This is a genomic window from Nonomuraea glycinis (assembly GCF_014646515.1).
GTDB classification, from domain to species: domain Bacteria; phylum Actinomycetota; class Actinomycetes; order Streptosporangiales; family Streptosporangiaceae; genus Nonomuraea; species Nonomuraea glycinis.
In genome coordinates, this window is the sequence record NZ_BMNK01000011.1 from 107,496 (window position 1) to 128,876 (window position 21,381).

General features: G+C 70.7%; 17 protein-coding genes. 7 read left to right on the top strand and 10 right to left on the bottom strand.

Features of this window, described 5'->3' with window-relative positions:
- The first annotated feature begins 26 nt into the window (after window positions 1-26).
- From IEY87_RS28250 to IEY87_RS28260, 3 genes are all read left to right on the top strand, one after another.
- The gene (locus IEY87_RS28250) at window positions 27-1,871 is read left to right on the top strand and encodes a sigma factor-like helix-turn-helix DNA-binding protein (RefSeq protein ID WP_189141831.1); all 1,845 of its coding nucleotides are present in this window, start codon (window positions 27-29) and stop codon (window positions 1,869-1,871) included.
- 19 nt (window positions 1,872-1,890) lie between these two features.
- Window positions 1,891-3,249 carry a cysteine--tRNA ligase gene (cysS, locus tag IEY87_RS28255; protein WP_189141832.1) on the top strand — a complete coding sequence of 453 codons (1,359 nt, stop codon included), beginning with the start codon at window positions 1,891-1,893 and terminating at the stop codon, window positions 3,247-3,249.
- A 269-nt stretch (window positions 3,250-3,518) separates the two neighbouring features.
- Window positions 3,519-6,065 carry a penicillin acylase family protein gene (locus IEY87_RS28260; protein WP_189141833.1) on the top strand — a complete coding sequence of 849 codons (2,547 nt, stop codon included), beginning with the start codon at window positions 3,519-3,521 and terminating at the stop codon, window positions 6,063-6,065.
- Between the two features lie 11 nt (window positions 6,066-6,076).
- On the opposite strand, the gene IEY87_RS28265 is transcribed toward IEY87_RS28260, so the two are convergent.
- The gene (locus tag IEY87_RS28265; protein ID WP_189141834.1) at window positions 6,077-7,012 is read right to left on the bottom strand and encodes an MBL fold metallo-hydrolase; all 936 of its coding nucleotides are present in this window, start codon (window positions 7,010-7,012) and stop codon (window positions 6,077-6,079) included.
- A gap of 412 nt (window positions 7,013-7,424) precedes the next feature.
- On the opposite strand from IEY87_RS28265, the gene tnpB reads away from it, so the two are divergent.
- Window positions 7,425-8,807, top strand: coding sequence for an IS607 family element RNA-guided endonuclease TnpB (gene tnpB, locus IEY87_RS28270; RefSeq protein ID WP_189141835.1), 1,383 nt, complete (start codon window positions 7,425-7,427; stop codon window positions 8,805-8,807).
- Here tnpB and IEY87_RS28275 read toward each other — a convergent pair.
- The 4 genes from IEY87_RS28275 to mshB are packed head-to-tail and all read right to left on the bottom strand — an operon-like array spanning window position 8,781 to window position 11,015.
- Window positions 8,781-9,149: a hypothetical protein gene (locus IEY87_RS28275; protein ID WP_189141836.1), complete on the bottom strand. Its 369-nt coding sequence runs from the start codon at window positions 9,147-9,149 to the stop codon at window positions 8,781-8,783. The two genes, tnpB and IEY87_RS28275, sit on opposite strands and share 27 nt — an antisense overlap.
- Window positions 9,150-9,159: 10 nt before the next feature.
- Window positions 9,160-9,660 carry a flavin reductase family protein gene (locus tag IEY87_RS28280; RefSeq protein WP_225277761.1) on the bottom strand — a complete coding sequence of 167 codons (501 nt, stop codon included), beginning with the start codon at window positions 9,658-9,660 and terminating at the stop codon, window positions 9,160-9,162.
- Between the two features lie 18 nt (window positions 9,661-9,678).
- Window positions 9,679-10,098, bottom strand: coding sequence for a DUF6113 family protein (locus IEY87_RS28285; RefSeq protein ID WP_189141837.1), 420 nt, complete (start codon window positions 10,096-10,098; stop codon window positions 9,679-9,681).
- An 11-nt stretch (window positions 10,099-10,109) separates the two neighbouring features.
- The gene (mshB, locus tag IEY87_RS28290; protein WP_189141838.1) at window positions 10,110-11,015 is read right to left on the bottom strand and encodes an N-acetyl-1-D-myo-inositol-2-amino-2-deoxy-alpha-D-glucopyranoside deacetylase; all 906 of its coding nucleotides are present in this window, start codon (window positions 11,013-11,015) and stop codon (window positions 10,110-10,112) included.
- A 45-nt stretch (window positions 11,016-11,060) separates the two neighbouring features.
- On the opposite strand from mshB, the gene IEY87_RS28295 reads away from it, so the two are divergent.
- Together IEY87_RS28295 and IEY87_RS28300 are read left to right on the top strand one after the other, a co-directional pair.
- Window positions 11,061-13,133, top strand: a complete 2,073-nt coding sequence (locus IEY87_RS28295; protein ID WP_189141839.1) for a S9 family peptidase — start codon at window positions 11,061-11,063, stop codon at window positions 13,131-13,133.
- Window positions 13,134-13,215: 82 nt separating this feature from the next.
- The gene (locus tag IEY87_RS28300; protein WP_189141840.1) at window positions 13,216-14,709 is read left to right on the top strand and encodes an alpha/beta fold hydrolase; all 1,494 of its coding nucleotides are present in this window, start codon (window positions 13,216-13,218) and stop codon (window positions 14,707-14,709) included.
- 148 nt (window positions 14,710-14,857) lie between these two features.
- Here IEY87_RS28300 and IEY87_RS28305 read toward each other — a convergent pair whose 3' ends face one another.
- The 4 genes from IEY87_RS28305 to IEY87_RS28320 form a co-directional block, all read right to left on the bottom strand.
- Window positions 14,858-15,136: a DUF397 domain-containing protein gene (locus tag IEY87_RS28305; protein WP_189141841.1), complete on the bottom strand. Its 279-nt coding sequence runs from the start codon at window positions 15,134-15,136 to the stop codon at window positions 14,858-14,860.
- Window positions 15,137-15,454: a hypothetical protein gene (locus IEY87_RS28310; protein ID WP_189141842.1), complete on the bottom strand. Its 318-nt coding sequence runs from the start codon at window positions 15,452-15,454 to the stop codon at window positions 15,137-15,139.
- A 77-nt stretch (window positions 15,455-15,531) separates the two neighbouring features.
- Window positions 15,532-17,316: an ABC transporter ATP-binding protein gene (locus IEY87_RS28315; protein WP_189141843.1), complete on the bottom strand. Its 1,785-nt coding sequence runs from the start codon at window positions 17,314-17,316 to the stop codon at window positions 15,532-15,534.
- Between the two features lie 4 nt (window positions 17,317-17,320).
- The gene (locus IEY87_RS28320) at window positions 17,321-19,009 is read right to left on the bottom strand and encodes an ABC transporter ATP-binding protein (protein WP_189141844.1); all 1,689 of its coding nucleotides are present in this window, start codon (window positions 19,007-19,009) and stop codon (window positions 17,321-17,323) included.
- Window positions 19,010-19,176: 167 nt separating this feature from the next.
- Between IEY87_RS28320 and IEY87_RS28325 the strand changes: the two genes are divergently transcribed.
- Window positions 19,177-19,797, top strand: a complete 621-nt coding sequence (locus tag IEY87_RS28325; RefSeq protein WP_189141845.1) for a phosphotransferase — start codon at window positions 19,177-19,179, stop codon at window positions 19,795-19,797.
- Between the two features lie 3 nt (window positions 19,798-19,800).
- Here IEY87_RS28325 and IEY87_RS28330 read toward each other — a convergent pair whose 3' ends face one another.
- Complete coding sequence (locus IEY87_RS28330) at window positions 19,801-21,270, bottom strand: AAA family ATPase (RefSeq protein WP_189141846.1); 1,470 nt, start codon at window positions 21,268-21,270, stop codon at window positions 19,801-19,803.
- Window positions 21,271-21,381 lie beyond the last annotated feature (111 nt).

Below are 21,381 nucleotides of genomic sequence, written 5' to 3' on the forward strand. Positions count from 1 at the left end.
ATCTACCCATTGCCGGTTGGACCCCAATGAACCTCAGTCTGAGCGACATCGCGCCACCCCTGCGTTGGACCTCGCCTGGCCAGATAGCGCCGATCGCGGACGAGCCGCAGCTGCCCGAGGCGTGGTGGCAGGCGATCCCGCTTGACCGCGTGTGCGCCATCGTCGGAACGCAGATCGTGGCGGGGCGGCTGGCCGACCTCGCCGTGGCCCACTGGGGACACCTGCTGCTGGGCGACATCCTGCCGCTGCTGCGCTTCTCCGACCCCGCCGAATCCGAGCGGACGCCGGAGATGCTCGGCAAGGACGTGGTGCAGAAGCTGTTCGGCGGCGTGCTCGACCGGCTGCTGGAGCCGGCCGCCGCGGCCGTCCCCGTGCCGGCCCGGCCGGACAGGCCGCTGCCCGAGGTGATCGACGCCGTGTTCGCCGCCATGGACGAGCGGCAGCGGGCCATCGCCAGGGACCGGCTGTACGCGGTCAACCGGGTCACGCTCGACGAGCTGGCACAGCGCTTCTCGGTGACCAGGGAGCGCATCAGGCAGATCGAGCGGGACCTGCGCGACCACGTCGAAGCTTGGCTGGGCGGCCCCGAGGCGGTCGCGCTCGTCGCGCACGTCACCTGGCTGCGCGGCAGGCTCGGCTCCGCGGTGCCCGCCGACGACCTCGCGGCGGCCGTGCCCTGGCACCGCGGTGACCTGCACGCGCTGGGCATCCCCGCCTGGAGGTTCGTGCGCACCCTGCTGACCGGCTACGAACAGGCCGACGGCTGGCTGGTCGCGGGCGGCGCCGACGAGCTGCGGGAGAAGACCCGCCAGCTGTTCGCCGACGGGCCGCGCCCGCTGGCCGAGGCCGTGAGCATGGTCGCCCAGCTCGGCGTCCGCGAGGACGTGGCCGAGCGGTGGATCCTGGCCGTGCCCCAGCTCCGGGTGCTGGACCAGCACGTGGTGCCGTGGCCGCGCAGCATCAACGAGAAGGCCGAGGCCGTGCTGGCCGTCGCCAAGCGGCCGATGGCGCCGGAGGAGATCCAGGAGCGGATCGGCGAGGACTACAGCCTGGTCGGCATCCGCAACCAGCTCACCGCCGACGATCGCTTCCGCCGCGTCGACAGGAACAAGTACGGCCTGACCCGCTGGGGCGGCGACGAGTACCTGGGCATCAGGGAGATGATCGCCAGGGAGATCGAGCGGGCCGGCGGCGAGGCCTCGGTCAGCACCATCGTGACCAGCCTCACCTCGCGCTACGACGTCAGCGAGAGCTCGGTGCGCGCCTACTCGGGCGGGCCCGGGTTCGAGCGGACCCAGCGCGGGTGGATCCGCGTGGCGGGCACCTCCCCCACCGGCGAGGCCGAGCCGTACCAGCCGCGCAAGGACGTGCCGGAGACCCGGCGCAGTTTCCGCAGCCGCGACGGGCGCTGGTGGCACCGGGTGGACGTCAACGCCGAGCATCTGCGCGGCTCGGGCTCGCCGCTGCCGACCGGCTTCGCCGCCTACCTCGGGATGGCCCCCGGCGGGCAGCTCACCGCCGCGACGCCGTCCGGCGACGTGGTGATCAGCTGGCACAACCAGCCGACGATGGGCTCCATCCGCAACGTGCTGGCCGACTTCAAGGCCGGCGAGGGGGACCACGTCTTCCTCACCGTGTCGGACGGCGGCGAGCTGCTGACCCGCTTCCTGCCGGGCGCTCCCACCGGCATGCCGCCGCTGAACCGGGCGCTCTACCTCATCGGTTACACCGCCCCGGTGACGTCGGAGGCGGAGGGGCTGCGGCTCATCGGCGCCCGCATCGGGCTGCCGGAGAGCGCCACCCGCGAGGAGGTCTTCGCCCGGCTGCGCGAACGCGGCGACCGGGACATCCTCGGCTACCTGGGCGGGTGACTCCAGATAGTCTCGTCATATGCTGCGGATTCACGACACGCGCGCCAGGCAGGTCGAGTCCATCAAGCCCGCTCGCGCCCTGCGCATGTACACCTGCGGTCCCACGGTTCACCGGCGCGCGCATGTCGGTAATCTGCGCTCCTACCTGCTGTCCGATCTGATCCGCAGAGTCCTGGAGCGGCAGCGGGTGCGGGTGGTCGTCTGCCAGAACATCACCGACGTGGGCCACCTCGCCGAGAGCGGCGAGGACAAGGTCCACCTGGGGGCGCGGGCCGAGGGCCGCTCGACCGCCGAGCTGGCCCGCGACTACGAGGCCGCCTTCAAGGCCGACAGCGCGGCGCTCAACCTGCGGCCGGCCGAGCACACCCCGCGGGCCAGCGAGACGATCGGCGAGATGGTCGAGCTCATCGCCAAGCTGATCGAGCGGGAGCACGCCTACACCACGCCGGACGGCGCGGTCTTCTTCGCCGCCCGGTCCTTCCCCGGCTACGGGGAGATCTCCGGCAACCGGCTGGACACGCTGAAGCCCGCGCACGGCCTCGTGACCGCCGATCCCCGCAAGCGCTTCCACGCCGACTGGGCGCTGTGGCGGCCCGCCGAGGGCGAGCTGACCTGGGACACCCCGTGGGGGCGCGGCTTTCCCGGCTGGCACGTCGAGTGCTCCGCCATGGCGCTGACCTTCCTCGGCGAGCGCATCGACCTGCACACCGGCGGCGCCGACCTGCGCTTCCCGCACCACGAGAACGAGCGCGCCGAGTCCGACGCGGCGGCCGGGCACGAGGTCGTCGAGCACTGGGTGCACGGTGAGCACCTGATCTTCGACGGCCGCAAGATGGCCAAGTCCACCGGCAACCTCGTACGGCTCTCCGACGTGGCCGACGCCGGGCTCGACCCGCTGGCCGTGCGGCTGGCGCTGCTGGAGCACCGCTACCGCCACCAGATGAACCTCACCTGGGACGGCCTGCGCGCCGCCGATCAGACCTTGCGCCGCTGGCGCTCCCGCGTCGCCGCGTGGTCGGAGTCGCCGAGCGCCCCGATGGCCACCTCCTACGTGGAGCGCGTCGAGGCCGCCTTCGACGACGACCTCGACACCCCGGCCGCGCTGCGCGTCCTGCTCGACCTCGAAGGCGACGAGTCCGTGGCGCCGGGCGCCAAATTCGAGTCGTTCCTGCATCTCGACCAGATCTTCGGCCTCGACCTGTCCATCGAGATCGGCAAGTCGCCGGCGGCGCTTCCGCCCGGCGCGGCCGAGCTGCTTCAGCAGCGGTCCCGCGCGCAGGAGGCCCAGGACTGGCCCGCCGCCGACCGCCTGCGCGCCGAGCTGACCGCGCTCGGGGTCCGGATCACGGACGCCCCGGAGGGGCAGACCTGGATCTGACCCGCGTACGGTCCATGATCATTTATAGTGGGTCGATCTTCGTTCGTTGAGGGTGGGCGGACGGCATGGCAGGGGCCGTCCGCCCGGTGGCGCCGTCCTGGTGCGGGGGTGTGGACGGATACGCGCCGTACGCACGATAGGCAGATCTTGGGTTGCAACGGGGTTGCGAGATTCCGTGCCGTACCGGGGCCCGGACCGGCTGTGACGGCGGCAGGAGGAGTGATCGAGGGCTGTCAGACTTGGGACAGCCTGGGAAGTTGGAGGTATTCATGAGGATGCGGCCCTATGCATGGATGCCTTGGCCATTGCGCTGGTTCCTGCGGATTCTGACTGTCCTCCTGGCGCTGATGCTCGTACTCTCCGCGGTGGTCGTCTACACGGTCAGACAGTCGTTCCCTCAGATGGAGGGCAGCCTGCGGCTCCCCGGTTTATCCGGGAATGTAGAGATTTATCGTGATAAAGCGGGAATTCCGCACATCTACGCTGACACCTCCGAAGACCTGTTCATGGCCCAGGCCTTCGTGCACGCGCAGGACCGGTTCTGGGAAATGGACTTCCGGCGGCACCTGACCGCCGGGCGGCTGTCGGAGCTGTTCGGCCGGACCACGCTCGACAATGACAAGGCCATCAGGACGATGGGCTGGCGCCGGGTCGCCGAGCAGGAGTTACCCGACCTGACCGACGCCACCAAGCGCTACCTCGACGCCTACGCCAAAGGCGTCAACGCCTGGCTGGCGGCCAACCCCAACGCCTCCGACCGCAGCTTCGAGTACTCCGTGCTCCAGGTGACCAACGGCGGCTACACGCCGGAGCCCTGGACCGCGCTCGACTCCCTGTCCTGGCTCAAGGCCATGGCCTGGGACCTGCGCTCCAACCTCGGCACCGAGATCGATCGCGCGCTGGCCCGCACCGAATTGCCGGCCGAGCGGGTGGAGCAGCTCTACCCCGACTATCCGTACGACCAGCACGACCCGATCGTCACGCGGGGCGCGATCGCACAGGAGCGCTTCGATCAGGAAGCCGAGCCGGGCCGGCGCAAGAAGAAGGACGAGCCCCGCGCGGGCGCGCGCGTGATCACCCAGGCCGCCGCGACGCTCGCCGCGGTGCCCAGCACCATGGGCGGCGTGGACCGTGACGGCCTCGGCTCCAACTCGTGGGTGGTGGCAGGCGAGCACACGGCCAGCGGCAGGCCGCTGCTGGCCAACGACCCGCACCTGTCCGCGTCGATGCCGTCCGTGTGGTACCAGGTCGGGCTGCACTGCCGGAAGCTGACCGAGACGTGCGCGTTCGACGTGACCGGCTTCTCCTTCTCGGGCGTCCCCGGCGTGATCATCGGCCACACCGACGAGATCGCCTGGGGGTTCACCAACCTGGGCCCCGACGTGGCGGACCTGTTCCTGGAGCAGGTGGACGGCGACAGCTACCTCTACCAGGGCGAACAGGTCAAGCTGGAGACCCGGGAGGAGCACATCAAGGTGGCGGGCGGCAAGACCGTCCTGCTCACCGTGCGCGGCACGCGGCACGGGCCGCTGGTCAACGGCGTGATTGGCGGCGTCCAGGAGGGTCTCGACAAGACCGGCGAGGCGAACGCCGTGGCCCTGTCCTGGACGGCGCTGATGCCCGGCAGGACGGCCGACGCGATCTTCGCGCTGAACGAGGCCGGCGACTGGCACGAGTTCCGGGCCGCCGCCGCCCTGTTCGAGGTGCCGGCCCAGAACCTCGTCTACGCCGACGTCACCGGCACCATCGGCTATCAGGCTCCCGGCCGCATCCCCGTACGGGCCAAGGGGGACGGCACCGTGCCCGTCCCCGGCTGGACGGGCGAGTACGACTGGAAGACCGCCCCCATCCCGTACGACCAACTCCCGTCGGTGCGCAACCCGGCGGAGGGCTTCATCGTCACCGCCAACAACGCCGTCATCGACCCCCGGCGCTACGAGCCGCTGCTGACGAAGGACTGGGCGTACGGCTACCGCTCCCAGCGCATCCTGGACCGGCTGCGGGAGGAGATCGGCAAGGGCAAGGTGGACACCGCCACCATGTCACGGATCCAGCAGGACACCCACAACGGCTTCGCGGCCAAGCTGGTCCCGGCGCTGATGGCGGTGGACCTGGCGGGCCCGAGCACCGGGGCCAGGCGGCTGCTCGACGGCTGGGACGGCTCCCAGGGGATCGACTCGGCTCCGGCGGCGTACTTCAACGCGATCTGGCGGCACCTGCTGCGGCTGACCTTCCACGACGACCTGCCCGAACGCGCCTGGCCGAGCGGCGGCGACCGCTGGTACGAGGTGGTCGGGCGGCTGCTCGACACCCCGGACGACCCCTTCTGGGACGACGTCACGACCGAGGGGCGGACCGAGGGCCGCGACGACGTCCTGCGCCAGGCCATGGCCTCGGCCTACCAGGAGGTGTCCGGCCTGCTGGGCACGGACGTCAAGGCGTGGCGGTGGGGCGATCTGCACCGGCTCACCCTCACCAACGGCTCCCTCGGCACGTCGGGGATCGCGCCGATCGAGGCCCTGTTCAACCGGGGCCCGCTGTCGGTGCCGGGCGGCAAGGACGCGGTCAACGCCACCGGCTGGGACGTCCGGGAGGATTACTCGATCACCACGGTGCCCTCCATGCGGATGATCGTGGACCTGGCCGACCTGGACAAGTCACAGTGGATCAACCTGACGGGCGCCTCCGGCCACGCCTTCCACGCCAACTACTGGGACCAGGCGCCGCGCTGGGCCAGGGGTGAGCTGCTGCCGATGTACTCGAATACGGACTCGGTCAAAAAGGCCGCCACGCACACTCTGCGCCTCACGCCCTGATCGGCGGCCACTCAGACAGCGAAGGACCGCGTCTCCCCCACCGCCAGATCCCACAGGTCCTCGCGGGGCAGGCCGCGTGCCGCCCACTCCGAGCGCACCCACTCCAGCGGCTCCAGCAGCGGCTCACCCGACAGCACGAACGTGCCCCAGTGCATGGTGGCCATCCGCCGCGCGCCCACGTCCAGGTGGCCCTGGACCGCCTGAGCCGGATTGACGTGGGCCGGCTCCATCGCCCACGGCGGCTGATAGGCGCCGATCGGCATGAGCGCCAGATCCAGCCCCGGGTACCGCTCACCGATCCGCGCCAGCCGCTCGCCATAACCGGTGTCGCCCGCGAAGTAGACCGAGCCGTCGATCACCCAGCCGCCCCACAGGGTCCCGCAGGTGTCCCAGAGCGTGCGCCTGCTCCAGTGATGGGCGGGCACGAAGTCGAAGCGCACGCCGCCGACCTGCGCGGACTCCCACCAGTCCAGCTCGATGACCTCGGTGAAGCCGCGCCGGGTGAACCAGGACCCCAGGTTCGCCGGCACCAGGACGGGCGTGTCCCTCGGCAGCCTGCGCACGGTCGGCCAGTCCAGATGGTCATAGTGGTTGTGACTGATCACCACGGCGTCGATCTCCGGCAGATCCTCCCAGGCGACACCCGGCGCCGTCAGACGGGAGCGCACGCCGGGGAGCCGGCGTGACCAGACGGGGTCGGTCAGGATCGTGCGCCCGCCGATCCGCAGCACGAACGTCGCGTGGCCGACCCAGGTGACCGCCGACTCTCCCGTGACGGCCGGGGCGGAGCCGGCGGCGACGGGGATACGGCCGGCGTCACGCAGGTCCGGGGGGAACATGGTGTGCCACATGATGCTGAGCAACTCGCGGACGTCCGGGAGGGGTTCGGTGAGCCTGTCGCGGAAACTCTCCGGCCGGGTGGGAGCGTGAGTGATCTCTTGCGTCATGGACTGCCACTGCCCCGCGCGGTGGATCACTCACGCGGAGCGACGCTCACCTGCGCGTCCGCGCCATCGCAGGGGCGCGCGCGGATATCCGCCGTCATCCAGGTTCGCCAGGCGCTCGAAGGGGTTGGTAACCGCTGTGGTTCGCATCAGTGTTCGTCAGTCTTCATCTGGTTTTCTCTAGCGCGATCGCGGGCTGTCACGTGGTGATCGGGGTCGGCTCAGTGGCCTGCGAGCCGATGGACGGCAGGAGAGGGACGCTGGAAGGGCCTGCGGCTTCGCGCCGTGTCTGGCCGGCGCTGCCTGCCCCTTCCCTCGATCGTCACGATGTGCGTGCAAAGCATTACCCAGTGTGCGGCCATGCTGGTACAGTCGTTCGCACACACTCTCGAATACACGAGGGGAGGGGATCGTCGTGCGTGTCGTGCAGGCCTACCGTTTCGCGCTGGATCCGACCGCACGTCAGGCCGCCGCGCTGGCGTCGCACTGCGGGGCGGTGCGGGTGGCGTTCAACTGGGGCCTGGCGCAAGTGAAGGCCAACCTGGCACAGCGGGAGGCCGAACGCTCCTACGGCATCCCCGACGACCGGCTCACCCCGGCCCTGTCCTGGTCCATGCCCGCGCTGCGCAAACGCTGGAACCAGGTCAAGGACGAGATCGCCCCCTGGTGGGCGGACAACTCCAAAGAAGCCTACGCCTGCGGGCTGACCCGCCTGGCCGACGCCCTATCGAACTGGCGCGACTCCAAGAGCGGTAAGCGCAAAGGCCCGACGATGGGCTTCCCCCGCTTCAAGACCAAACGCCGCACCGCCCGGTCGGTGCGCTTCACCACCGGCACGATCCGGCTGGACGGCCACACCCACGTGATCCTGCCGGTGCTGGGCCGGATCAAAACCCACGAGCCGGTCACCCAACTCGCCCGCCTGCTCACCGAAGGGGCGCGGATCGCCTCGGCGACGGTCCGGTGGCAGGAGGGCCGCTGGCACGTCAGCTTCATCGTGCACACCGAACGCGCGGTGGCCGTGCCTGCCCGGCCGGACGCGGTGATCGGGGTGGATCTCGGCATCAAGACCCTGGCGGTCTTCTCCGACGGACGCCCGCCCGTCGCCAACCCCCGCCACCTCAACGCCGCCGCACGCAGGCTGCGCCGTCTGTCGCGGGCGGTCTCCCGCAAACACGGCCCCGACCGGCGCACCCGGCAGCGGCCGTCGCAGCGGTGGCTGCGGGCGAACGCGGCCCGCAACCGGGCGGAACATCGGGTGGCGGCGCTGCGCCGCGACGGCATCCACAAATTGACCTCGAGCTTGGCCCGCACCTACGGCACCATCGTGGTCGAAGACCTGCACGTGGCCGGGATGATCCGCAACCGGCGACTGGCCCGCGCCGCCTCCGACGCCGGGTTCGGTGAGATCCGCCGCCAACTCGCCTACAAGACCACCTGGAACGGCGGCCGACTGCTGGTGGCGAGCCGCTGGTTCCCCTCCTCCAAGACCTGCTCATCCTGCCAGGCAGTGAAAACCAAACTGCCGCTGCGGATGCGCACCTACCCCTGCGACGGGTGCGGGCTGACCATGGACCGCGACCACAACGCCGCACGCAACCTCGCCTCGCTGGTGAAGCGCACGGTCGCCGGGAGTGGCCCGGAGACCGAAAACGGACGTGGAGCCGACCATAAGACCCCGCCTAGCGGGGCAGGTGGCCGTGAAACGTCAACCCCGCACCGGGTACCCGCTGCCCGGATCAGACGAGGACCTTCGCCCACCACGGGCGAATCACTGACAATCCTTGAAACTCAGTGAACGGTTGTACGAGGCCTGGTCCCCGCAGACCAGCACCGAGGCCAGCATCGCCAGCAGGTAGAGCGGCAGCATGGGCAGGCCCGCGCAGCACGCCCACTGGGTCGCGTGCCTGGCCTCGTGCGCGAGCAGCCGATCGTCGAGCGACTCGCGCCTGGTCAGCACCACGTTGCCGACCGTGAACGCGCCGGCGATGGGAAAGCGGTAGCGGTAGCCGCAGGCGAGCACCAGCCCGTCGGGCCCCGGCCGCCTGGTGGCGCCGCCCACCACGCTGAGCAGCAAGCCGAGCGGGGTGGCCAGATTGACGTAGTTGACCACCCGTCGGACCCGATGACGCCTGTTCACGCTCGCCGCCTCACAGGTTCTTGTACGCACCGTCGTGATAGATCAGCGGCGGCCCCTCGGCGGGCATGCCCAGACCTGTCACGGCTCCCACGATGATGGAATGGTCCCCGCCCGGATAGACCGCGTGCGTGTCACATTCCACTGTCGCCAGCGCGGCGTCGAAGAGCGCCACTCCCGACCCGCCCCGGTGGTGCGGCCAGCGGGCGAGCTGCCCGTTCAGCGGCCGCCCGCGGTGCGCGAAGAACTGCGAGGCGTCCCGCATGCCGGCGGGCAGCACCGACACCCCCCACACGCCCGACTCCAGCACGGCGTCGTGGAAACGGGCCACCTTCTCGGCGCAGAAGAGCACGAGCAGGGGATCCAGCGACACGGAGGTGAACGAATTGACCGTCATGGCGTGGTCGACGTCGCCGACACGGGTCGTGACGATCACCACGCCCGTGGCGAACCGGCCGACGACCTTACGGTAGGTTTCCCGGTCCAGGTGCCGCTCTATAGATCCATGGTGCACAAAGGTTACTTTATGCTTCTATAACTGGCCGCTCTCCGGGTGCCCGTGCAACAACCACGAGCGCCCCGACGACGGCGACAGCGCGACGGCCGCGATCAGGGCACAGATCCCTCCGTAGAGGTAGACGTACCCGGCGGTGGTTCCTGAGATGACCAGGTCGCCGGCGCCCAGCTCGAACGAGAATGCCATCGACACCAGCAGCCACCCCGCCGCGGTCACCCCCGCACCGAGGCGCGAGCGCATCATCCTGCCCGCGCCCAGGCAGATGCCGAACAGGGCGAGCAGCCAGATGATCGCCATGACGGGGACCGGGCCGACCGGCCACATCTCACCGCCATGGGTGAACCCGCCCACGACGCCCATGACGACGCCCAGCACGAAGAGCATGCCGTAGGCGGCTCCTGCCAGGGCCGACTCGGCCTGGCTGCGTTGCTCCATGTCGAACGAGATTAGTGGATGCCGGCGAACAGATCGTTCTCGCGGTCGTACGGCTCACCGAGCCCACCCGCCTCCATCGGCGGCCCCGGCACGGCCGGCCCGCGCGACCCGCTGGCCAGGACGAAGTGCTCCACGCCCAGGATCTCCTGGCCGATGTCGTTCGACAGCGCGAACCACGGCTCCCGCACGGTGATCTGCGTCGCGTGCGCGCGCATGGCCGCCGCCTTGTGGCCGATCCACGGGCGCGCGTCGACCTCGGTGGTGATCACCTCGTCGGGGCTGCCGAACGGCATCTCGTCCACGCTCTCGACGAGGAAGCCGGTGCCGGCCTCGCTGAGCGCCTCGTTCGTACGGCGCATCACGGACCTGGCGCTGGCCGTGTAGTAGAACTTCGCGATCAGCCACGGATCGCCCTCGCCGAAACCCGCGTCCGCGGCCAGCTCGGCCGCCCGCCAGGAGACGCGGTGCGCCTGGATGTGGTCGGGATGGCCGTAGTGGCCGTTGTCGTCGTAGGTGACCAGCACCTGGGGCCGTACCTCACGGATCACCTTGACCAGCTCGCCGGCCGCCTCGTCCACGTCGGCCTGCCAGAACGCCTCGGGCCGGTCGTTGGAGGCGGCGCCCATCATCCCCGAGTCGCGCCAGCGCCCCTGCCCGCCGAGCAGGCGGTGGTCCTCCACCCCGAGCGCCGCGCAGGCCGCGGCCAGCTCCCCGATCCGGTGCCGGCCGAGCGTGTCGTCCCGGTCGGCCGCCAGGTGCGCGAGCTCCGGCGGGATGATCTCCCCCTCCTCGCCCAGCGTGCAGGTCACGAGGGTGACGTGGGCGCCTTCGGTGACGTAGCGCGCCATGGTCGCCCCGGTGCCGATCGACTCGTCATCCGGGTGGGCGTGCACAAGCAGCAGCCGTCGGTCAATCATGGTCCCGAGCGTAACCAACACCTGGTTGCTGGCAGGATTGGGCCCATGAGTCAGAGCTTCCCGCGCCTGTCCGCCCGGACCCGCCGCTTCACCCTCGGGGTGCCCAGGGGCTTCACGATCTCACCCGACGGCGGGAAGGTGCTGTTCCTGCGCACCCGCTCCGGCACCGACCCGGTCACCTGCCTGTGGGAGCTCGACACCGAGACGCACGTCGAGCGGCTGGTCGTGGACCCGCGCACGCTCGACGCCGACGACCGCGACCTCCCGCCGGAGGAGCGCGCCCGGCGCGAGCGCAGCCGTGAGCAGGCGGGCGGCGTCGTCGCCTACTCCACGGACGCCACCGTGACCCGGGCGGCCTTCGCGCTGTCCGGCGGCCTCCACGTCACCGAACTGCCCGACGGGAGCACGCGCCGGCTGGAGACCACCGGCGCGGTCATCGACCCGCGCATCTCCCCTGACGGGCGACGTGTCGCCTATGTCACCGGCGGCGCGCTGCACGTGCTCGACCTGGCCTCCGGTGAGGACCGGACCCTGGCCGCGCCGGAATCCCCGGAGGTCACCTACGGGCTGGCGGAGTTCATCGCGGCCGAGGAGATGGACCGGATGCGCGGCCACTGGTGGTCGCCGTCGAGCGACGCGCTGCTGGTCGAGCGGGCCGACGACACTCCCGTCCAGACCTGGCACATCGCCGACCCGGCCAACCCCGACCGCCCGCCCGTGGCCCAGCGCTATCCGGCGGCCGGCACGCCCAACGCCGTCACCGAGCTGTTCGTGCTGGGGCTGGACGGGTCCCGGGTCGCGGTGCCGTACGAGCAGGAATACCTCGCGGCCGCGTCCTGGGACGCCCACGCGCTGTCGATCGTGACGCTGTCGCGCGACCAGAAGACGATGCGCCTGCTCACCGTGGATCCCGCGACCGGGGGGTCCGAGTTGGTGCGCGAGGACACCGACCCGGCCTGGGTGGACATCGTGGGGGGCGTGCCCGCCCACCTCGACGACGGCTCGCTGGTCTGGGTGGCCACCGACGGCGGCGGTCACCGCCTGTTCGTCGGCGACCGCGCCGTCACCCCGCCCACGCTGCAGGTGCGCGCCGTGCTCGACGTCGACCACGACAGCGTGCTGTTCAGCGCGAGCGGCGACCCCACCGAGATCCAGCTGTGGACCTGGGACGGCCACTCGCTGCTGCCGGTCTCCACCAGGTCCGGCGTGTTCTCCGGGCGGATGGCCGGCGGCGTGGGCGTGCTGAGCGAGCAGAGCCTCGACGTCGAAGGCGTCTCCACCACGGTGGTGCGCCGCGACGGCATGGCGATCCCGATCCCCTCCTACGCCGAGCGCCCCGGCCTCGACCTGCGCGTCTCGCTCGGCCGTTCCGGCCGCCGCGACCTGTCCACCGCCGTGGTGCTCCCCTCGTGGCACGAGCCAGGCTCCCGCCCCCTCCCGGTCCTGATGGATCCGTACGGCGGTCCGCACGCGCAGCGCGTACTCAACCGGCGCGGCGGCTATCTGGAGAGCCAGTGGTTCGCCGAGCAGGGCTTCGCCGTGATCGTGGCCGACGGGCGCGGCACCCCTGGCCGGGGTCCCGACTTTGAGCGGGCGGTGCTCGGCGACCTGGCCACGCCCGCGCTGGAGGACCAGGTGGACGCCCTGCACGGGGTGGCCGAGCAGTATCCCGACGATCTCGACCTGACGAAGGTGGCGATCCGCGGCTGGTCGTTCGGCGGCTTCCTGGCGGCGCTGGCGGTCCTGCGCCGGCCCGAGGTGTTCCACGCGGCCGTGGCGGGGGCTCCGGTGACCGACTGGCGGCTGTACGACACCTGCTACACCGAGCGCTACCTGGGCCACCCCGACGACCAGCCCGACGTCTACGACAACTCCTCGCTGTTCGGCGACGCGGCCAAGCTGGACCGGCCGCTGCTGCTCATCCACGGGCTGGCCGACGACAACGTGGTCGCCGCCCACACGCTGCGGCTGTCCTCGGCGCTGCTCGCGGCGGGCCGTCAGCACAGCGTGCTGCCGCTGTCGGGCGTCACCCACATGACACCGCAGGAGGTCGTGGCGGAGAACCTGATGCTGCTCCAGGTCGAGTTCCTCAAGAGGTCGCTGCACGTGCTGGGATGACAGACCCTGGTCTGATTCGGCGGCTGTGGGACCAGACCGTGGGTTGATGTGGGCGGGGTGCCGGTTCCGGCATCCTCGCCGCATGCTGAAGTCACTCGTGATCGCCCTGACTCTCGTCGGCTCGGGCGGTCCCCAAACACTGCCCTCCACCGACCAAGCCCAGCAGCACTCTGCCGACCAAGTCTTGCAGCACTCTGCCGATCGAGTGCGGCAGGACTTTCTCAACCAGGTGCGTCAGGCCTCGTTCGGCCAGGTGCGGCAGGCCGACGGCCTGACCTGGAGCGCCTGCCCGGACGACAAGATCGGCATGCAGTGCGCCGATCTTGAGGTTCCGGTCGACTGGCGTAAGCCTGACGGCCGCAAGATCACGCTCAAACTGGGCCGCCTCAAGGCCACCGGCACCGCCACAGGGGCGGCCCTGGTGGCCTACGGCGGGCCGGGCGGCCCCGGCATCGGCATGACCCAGCGCTTCCCCGACTGGTGGGCCAAGCTGCGTGAGCGGATGGACATCGTCACCTGGGACACCCGTGGCTACGGCAAGCAGTTCGGCGGTCTCAGCACCGGCCTGCCCTGCCTCTGGTCGCGCTACCCGATCGCCGAGTTCCCCGAGGACGACGCCGACTTCGCCCGCCTGTCCGACACCAACCGGGGCATCGCCGAGCACTGCCGCCAGAGCGACCCCGAGCTGTTCGCCAACATGAGCTCAGCCGACCACGCCCGCGACATGGAGGCGATCCGCAAAGCCCTGGGCGGCGCCAAGCTCAACTACTACGGCGCCTCCTACGCCGGCTTCTACGGCCAGGACTACGCCCGCTTCTTCCCCGCCCACGTCCGCACGATGGTCCTCGACGGCACCTGGAGCCACAGCTCCACCGACTGGACCCGCGAACTGGAAGAGATGGCCAAGAGCAACGAGGAGTCCCTGACCCGCTTCTTCGCCTGGTGCAAGGCCGGCGACTGCCCCGACGTCCCACGCAAGTGGCGCTCCCTGATCGCCCGAGCCGACCACACCCCCGTCAAGGCCAAGGACGGCGTCGCCTACACAGGCCGCGACCTGCAGTCCTTCGCGGTCAGCTCCGCCAGGCAGGGCAAGCCCGCCTGGCCCACGCTGGCCAAGGCGATCCGGGCGGCCCACGATGGCGACGCCTCCGCCTTCGTCCCCGAGCGCGGCCACCGCTACCCCGACCAGTCCACCGGCGTCACCGAATGCGTCGACTGGCCCCGCCCGGCCACCCGCGCGGACCTCAACGCCACCGTAGCCCGCCTGCGCCGCGCCGCCCCCAACGCGGGCGCCGCCAACACCCTCGCCACCGGGATGCTCGCCTGCCTCGGCTGGCCCGCCCCGGTCACCAACCCACCCGCTCCCCTGCCGAAGGGCCTCCCGCCGCTGCTGGGCGCGGGCGCGTGGGGCGAGTCCGACGCGGTCACCAGAGTCGTCTCCCAGGTGCCCGGCAGCGCCACCATCCGCCACGAAGGCCCCGGCCACACCCTCTACGGCACCAACCCCTGCGCCCGCGACCACATCAACCGCTACCTCACCGAAGGGACCCTGCCCCCCAAAAGCACGATGTGCTGAACCGCTCCACCGCCTCCGACCATACGGATCAACAGGACAGACCCACCATTGATCGGGCAGCCCCAGCGACCCGCTGCAGAGAGCAGCAACTTCCGCCTGGCACCCCTCACAATGCCGGCGCCCAACCCAGTGATCCGGGACCTCTGAGTCACATCAGATCGTCGAACTCGCCATCCTTGACCCCTGCGAAGAAGGCTCGGATCTCAGGAGCGGTGAACGTCAGGGTGGGACCCGTCGGGTTCTCACTGTCGCGAATGACCAGCAAGGGGCCCCGCCGGTTGGCCTTGTGCGGAGCGTCGGCAGGCGCGGTGTCGGCGAGTGCGACCTCTACGCAGCCGTTGCCGCCGTCGCTTCGCCGACTCTTCCGCCAGACCAGGGTGTTGGGGTCGATGGGATTCGACTGCAGGTCTTGCAGATTTTCTTCCATCTACAGGTGCCCAATCACTTTCGAGATCAACTCTACCGAATTGTCCGGATTGAGCGCTATTGCACGCAACTGGTCGAAGGTGAGGCTGTAGCGGTTGAGTGGACTGTCGCACCGTAGAACCTTCTGCCGTGTCATACGGATCTCCACACGCCGGTCGATCTCCGAGGCGGGCGCGAACGGAATCAATGCCGCCCTGATAACGGGGCGGCGAGCCCGTGGAGTTCGACCTCCTGATGGACCGGTGAAGAGCGCATCCGCGAATGCGTCTACCTGCATGAGACGCGCGAGCAAGGCTTGACCAATCATGCGGCCGTCCACGCCCGGCTCCACCTAGAAGCAGCCCATCTCGCCTGCGGCGACCTGGCGGGCCTGGGTCTCCTGGGACGCGGCGCTCGTCACCTGGTCGGCCGTACGACCTCACTCTGACGTTGATCCGGGGACGGGGTGCCGTGCCAGCTGGCCCACAGGGCCGCGTACGAGCCGCCCTGGGCCACCAGCTCGTCGTGGGAGCCGAGTTCGGTGATGCGGCCGTCCTCCACCACGGCGACGCGGTCCGCGTCGTGGGCCGTGTAGAGGCGGTGGGCGATGGCGATGACGGTGCGGCCGTCGAGCACGGCGGCGAGAGAGCGTTCGAGGTGTCTGGCCGCTCGCGGGTCGATCAGGGAGGTGGCCTCGTCCAGGACCAGGGTGTGCGGGTCCGCCAGGACGAGGCGGGCGAGGGCGAGTTGCTGGGCGTGTGCCGGTGGGATGAGCACTCCTCCTGAGCCGACCTCCGTGTCCAGGCCGTCCGGCAGGGTGAGCACCCAGTCGAGGGCGTCCACCGCGGTGAGGGCGTCGCGGACGGCGGTGTCGTCGGCATCCGGGCGGGCGATCAGCAGGTTGTCGCGCAGGCTGCCCTTGAAGATGTGGTGCTCCTGGGTGACCAGCGCGACGTGCCCACGTAGGTCGTCCAGGGGCAGGTCCACGAGGGGGACGCCGCCGACGGAGACCGCGCCGGCGCGTGGGCCGTGGATGCCCGCCAGGAGCCTGCCCAGGGTGGACTTGCCGGCGCCTGACGGGCCCACCATGGCCAGCCGCTCGCCGGGCCGGACGGTGAGTGACACGCCGTGCAGCACGTCGCGGCCCGCACGGTAGGCGTAGCGCACCTCGTCGGCCCGCAGCAGTTCGCTCGCCGGTCGGTCGTCGGTGGGGGCCCGGTCGTCGGGCACGTTGGCGACGCCGAGGAGGCGGGACATGGCCGCGCCGCCGACCTGCAGCTCGTCGATCCACATCAGGAAACGGTCGAGCGGGTCGATGAGCTGCTGCGCAAGCAGGGTGGCGGTGACCACCTGGTCCAGCGTGACCCAGCCACGGGTGTAGAGGAGGCCGCCGGCCAGCAGCGTCGAGACGACCGGGATCACATAGCCGAGCTCCACGGTGGGGAACCAGATGGTACGCAGGCGCAGCGTGTAGCGTTCGGCGGCGTACGACCTGGTGATGTCGCGATCGGTGCGCTCCTGCCGTCGCTGATGCAGGCCGAGCGCCTCGATGACTCGGGCGCCCTCGACCGTCTCGGCCAGTCCTTCGGTCATCTCCGCGTAGGCGGCGTTCTCGCGCAGGTAGCCGTCGCGGGCCCGCTTGAGGTACCAGCGGGTGGTGAAGTACAGCAGCGGCGAGGTGATCAGCACGGGGAGCATGAGCAGCGGGCCGACCAGCACCAGCGCGCCGACGGTGATCGTGAACGTGACGAGCGCGATCAACGTCTCCGGGACCGCGTGCCGGACCGTCCTGGACAGGGAGTCGACGTCGCGGGAGGTCCTGGTGAGCAGGTCGCCGGCGCCCGCGCGCTCGACGGTGGACAGCGGCAGGGCGAGCACCCGGTCGACGAACTCCTCGCGCAGCCGGGCCAGCACCTTCTCGCCCAGTTTGGCCGAGGCGAGCACCGCGTAGCGCACGAGCACACCTTGGAGCAGCAGGAAGGCGCCGATGCCCGCGGCGACGAGCCAGGGGTTCACCTGGACACCGTCCTGGACGTCCTGCACCAGGCCGCCGAGCTGCCACGGCACGGCCAGCCCGGCGGCGGCCGCGAGCCCGTGCAGGCCGAGGGCGACACCGAGCCGGCGCGGGTATCTCAGGGTGAGCCGCCGGGCGTAGGCGCGCACCTGTCTCTGATCGGCGACGGGCAGAATCTCACGTGCCATCTCGTCAGTCCTCCCCTCTGGTCACGGTTGCGGCGTAGGCGGGTGAGGTGTCCAGGAGGTCGCGGTGGGTGCCTTCGGCGTGCACCCGGCCGTCCCGTACGTAGATCACCTGGTCGGTGCGGTCGAGCACGAGCGGGCTGGTCGTGCAGACCAGCGTGGTCTTGCCGGCGCGGGCCTTGGCCAGCCGCTCGGCGATGCGGGCCTCGCTGTGGGCGTCAACGGCGCTGGTCGGCTCCACCAGGATGAGCACCTCCGGGTCGGCGAGCAGTGCTCTGGCCAGCCGGAGCCGCTGCTGCTGGCCGCCGGAGAACTCCCGCCCCGCCTCCGCCACCTGGGCGTCGAGGCCGTCGGGCAGCGCCTCGACGATGTCCTCCGCGCAGGCCGCGTACAGCGCCTGCTGGATCTGCTCGGCGGAGGCGGTGCCGCGTACGTCGAGCTCGTCGCGCAGGCGGCCGGTGAACAGGCGGGCGCCGTTGTCGGCGACCAGGATGCGCGCGCGGACCTCGTCGATGGGCAGGGTGGCCAGGTCGGCGGGGCCGAAGGTGACGTCGCCCGCGCTGTAACGGCCGAGCCGGTCGGCGATCACGGTGGCGTCCTCGGGTGTGCCGGCCGCCAGGGCGGTCAGCCTGCCGGGCAGGACGGTCACGCCGCTGTAGCTGTCGCGCAGGACACCGCCCACGGCCTCGTCGGTGCCGCCGGTCATCTCCGGCTCGATGGCCAGGATCCGGACCACGCGACGCGCCGCGACGTGCCCCTTGGTCAGCCGGTCGGCGGTCTCGGTGATGGTGCGCATCGGCCCGATCAGGAACACCGCGTAGGTGTAGAAGGAGACGAGCTGGCCGGGGGTGATCTCGTCGGCGATGGCGAACGACGCGCCGAGGCCGGTGACGAGCGCGATGAGCAGGCCGGGCAGCACGATCTGGGCGCCTTCGAGCAGCGACTCGACCTTGGCCACGCCGACGCCCGCGTGCCGGACGCGCTGGGACTCCTCGCGGTAGCGGCCGGCGAACACCTGCTCGCCGCCGATGCCGCGCAGCACCCGCAGGCCCGCGACGATGTCGGCCGATCGGGTGGACAGGTCTCCGGTCAGGTCACGGTGCCGCTTCTGCCGTCTGTGCAGCGGTTTGAGCAGCGGACCGACGGCCAGGGCCATGAGCGGCACGCCGAACAGCACGAGCAGCCCGAGCGGCAGCGAGGTGGACAGGAGGATCACGGTGACCGTGACGATCGCCACGATCGCGCCGGTGCCGCGCAGCAGGATGTCCATCGAGCCGCCGATGTGCGCGATGTCGGAGTTACCGACGCTGACGACCTCGCCGGTCGACAGCCGCTTGGGCAGGGTGGCGCCGAGCCGGGCGGCGTGCCTGGCGGTCAGTTGTACGGTGCGGTAGGCGGCCGACAGCCAGTTGAAGACGGCGAAGCGGTGGCGCATGATGCCGGTGACCGCCTGCACCAGGCCGAGGCCGAGCAAGATCGCCGACCAGGTGAGCAAGGCGCGGGTGTCCTGCGCCCGGACGGCGTCGACCCCCTTGCCGAGCACGGCCGGCACCAATGCCTGGACCAGCCACCACAGGGTGGCGAAGGCGATGCCGGTCAGCAGGGCACGGCTCTGCCGGCGCGCGTTCCACCACAGGTAGCGGAGCGGGCTGCGAATGTCGGGCATGCCGGGATCGGCTTCGGGGAGGGGGCGCATAGCCCGACAACATTTTCAAAAGATCGCTGGTCACACAAACGATTTTTCAGCTGCACCGTTGCGCGAAGTGACCGAAAATATGATCGATATGACACCGCGTACAACATGCTGACAATCCGGGCGCGCCGTCTCACACCTGCCCCAGGAGTAGGCCACAATCGTTGGCTGTGGAGCACGGGTACACCAACAGCACGGTCGGAGACGGCGCTCTGGTCGTCAAGTGTTACCAGGGCCCTGACGCCGGGGTCCGGCTCAGGACGGAGGCCAGGTTCCTGCGGCGGCTGCGGGGCCGGTTGCCCGTGCCGCGGGTGCATTCCGTCACCGACACGAGCGTGAGCATGCGGTTCGTGCCCGGTGCGCACGGCCAGGACCTGCTCGACGACGGCCGGGCCGCCGAAGTGCTCGCCGAGTGCGGGCGCACCCTGGCCCGCCTGCACCGGCTGGGCATCGTGCACGGCGACTACGGGCCGCAGAACATGCTGTTCGATCCGGTGACGTACGAGACGGCCGCCATCCTCGACTGGGAGTGGGCCCACCCGGGGCACCCGCTTGAGGATCTGGCCTGGTGCGAGTGGATCGTCCGCGCCCACCATCCGGAGCACGTGCCGCACCTGCGCCACTTCTTCGACGCCTACGCCGCCGCCGTGCCGGCGTGGCCGGATCGGCACGCCTGCATGCTGGCCCGCTGCCGCGACCTGCTCGACTTCAGCGCCCGCTGGGAGCCGGGCGGCGAGAGCGAGAAACTGTGGCGCCGACGCATCGACGACACCGCCACCTGGACGCCGTAGCGCCTATTCGCCGCCGTACAGGCGCGGCAGATCCACGAGCTCGACGTCGGCGCGCCCGTCCGCGACGCGAGCCAGCTCACCGGCGAAGCCGGACCGGGCGAACAGCAGCAGTTTGGGCGGCGCTTCGACGCGGGCGTCCGGGAGCAGTGCCCGCAGATGCTCCAGCCGCTGGAGCTGGGGCAGGTCCATGGGCATCGTAGTGGCCTTGGCCTCGCCGATCGCGATGATCCGGTCGGCGGCGAACGAGCTTCTCTCGACGATCACCAGATCGAGTTCGTGTCCCCGGCGGTGCTGTCGGCAGGCGATCTCACTGGGACGGACGGCCGTGGCGACTCCGCCGAGGGTCTCTGTGGACGCGTGCTGGAAGCACCACTGCCGGGCGAGATCTTCGAAGTGGGGCCCGTAGATCCTCGACGCCACGGTGTCGGCGTTCACCTGCCAAACGTGCTCGGCCCGGCCGGTCACCAGCTGGGGCTCGTACCGCTGACTGATCAGCTGATGCAGGCGGACGACCGGCTCGGCGATCCTGAACACGCTCCGCTTGTCCCGCAGCGCGTCGTCCACCTGCTCTACGAGCCCGATGTCGGTCAATCCCCCCAGCAGGTGCGCCATGGCCGTGGCGGGGCGTCCCAGTGCGGCGGCGATCTCGGAACGGCGATGGTTTCCGGCGCTGATGGCCGTCAACGTGGCCGCGTACGAGCTGGGATCGGTGATCGACGGCTCCTCGCGAAGCAGGAGCCCGCCCTCCCGGAACATCGCCGAGGCCGGGTTGAGCAGGCGCCGCCCCACCCACCGGTCGAACTCGCCACGGGCGGCCGGTCCTGACCCGCCGCACATCTCCAGGTACGCGGGGGTCCCACCGACCAGGGCATTCACCCGGAACGCCAGCTCAGGATCGTGATCCAGCCCCCAGAACGCGCTCGCCTCCCGGAAGCCGAACGGCCTGACCACCAGCTCCAGCACCGCCCGCCCGCGCAGCGGAGCGCCGCCGCCGAGCAACTGGGCCATGGTGGTGAGAGCGCTGCCGCACAGGATGAGTCGCGTCCTGGTGTGCTCCTTGGCATGCCCGAGCGGGCTGAGTGCCTGCTGGAGGTAGGACGGCAGGCCGGGCGTCGCGGACACCAGGTAGGGGAACTCGTCGATGATTACGGGCACCGCCCGCTCCTCGCCGAGGCGCAGCAACTCATCGAGCCCGTCCCGCCAGCTGCTGAAGACGACCGGCTGCCGCAGCCCTCGATGCGCGGCGTACGCGGCCCCCAGGTCGGCGAGGTTCTGCTCCTCGGTCTGCTGCGTGGCGGCGAAGAGCATGCCGCCCGTCTCGCGTGCCAGCAACTCCAGCATGAGCGTCTTGCCCTGGCGCCGGCGACCGTAGACGAGCCCGAGCGTCGCGCCCGCGACCGGAGCCGTCACGAAGTCGACCAGCTCCGCCCACTCCGGCTCTCGCCCGAACAACCGCTCAGGCTTCTGGATCACCTTGATCCTCCGATAGCTATGCGTATAGATATTATAGATGCATCTATAATAGCGTTCAGGCCGATCGCTCAGGTCGGAAACCCGCCAGCTTCTGGCGTCCCCGGCTGCTGC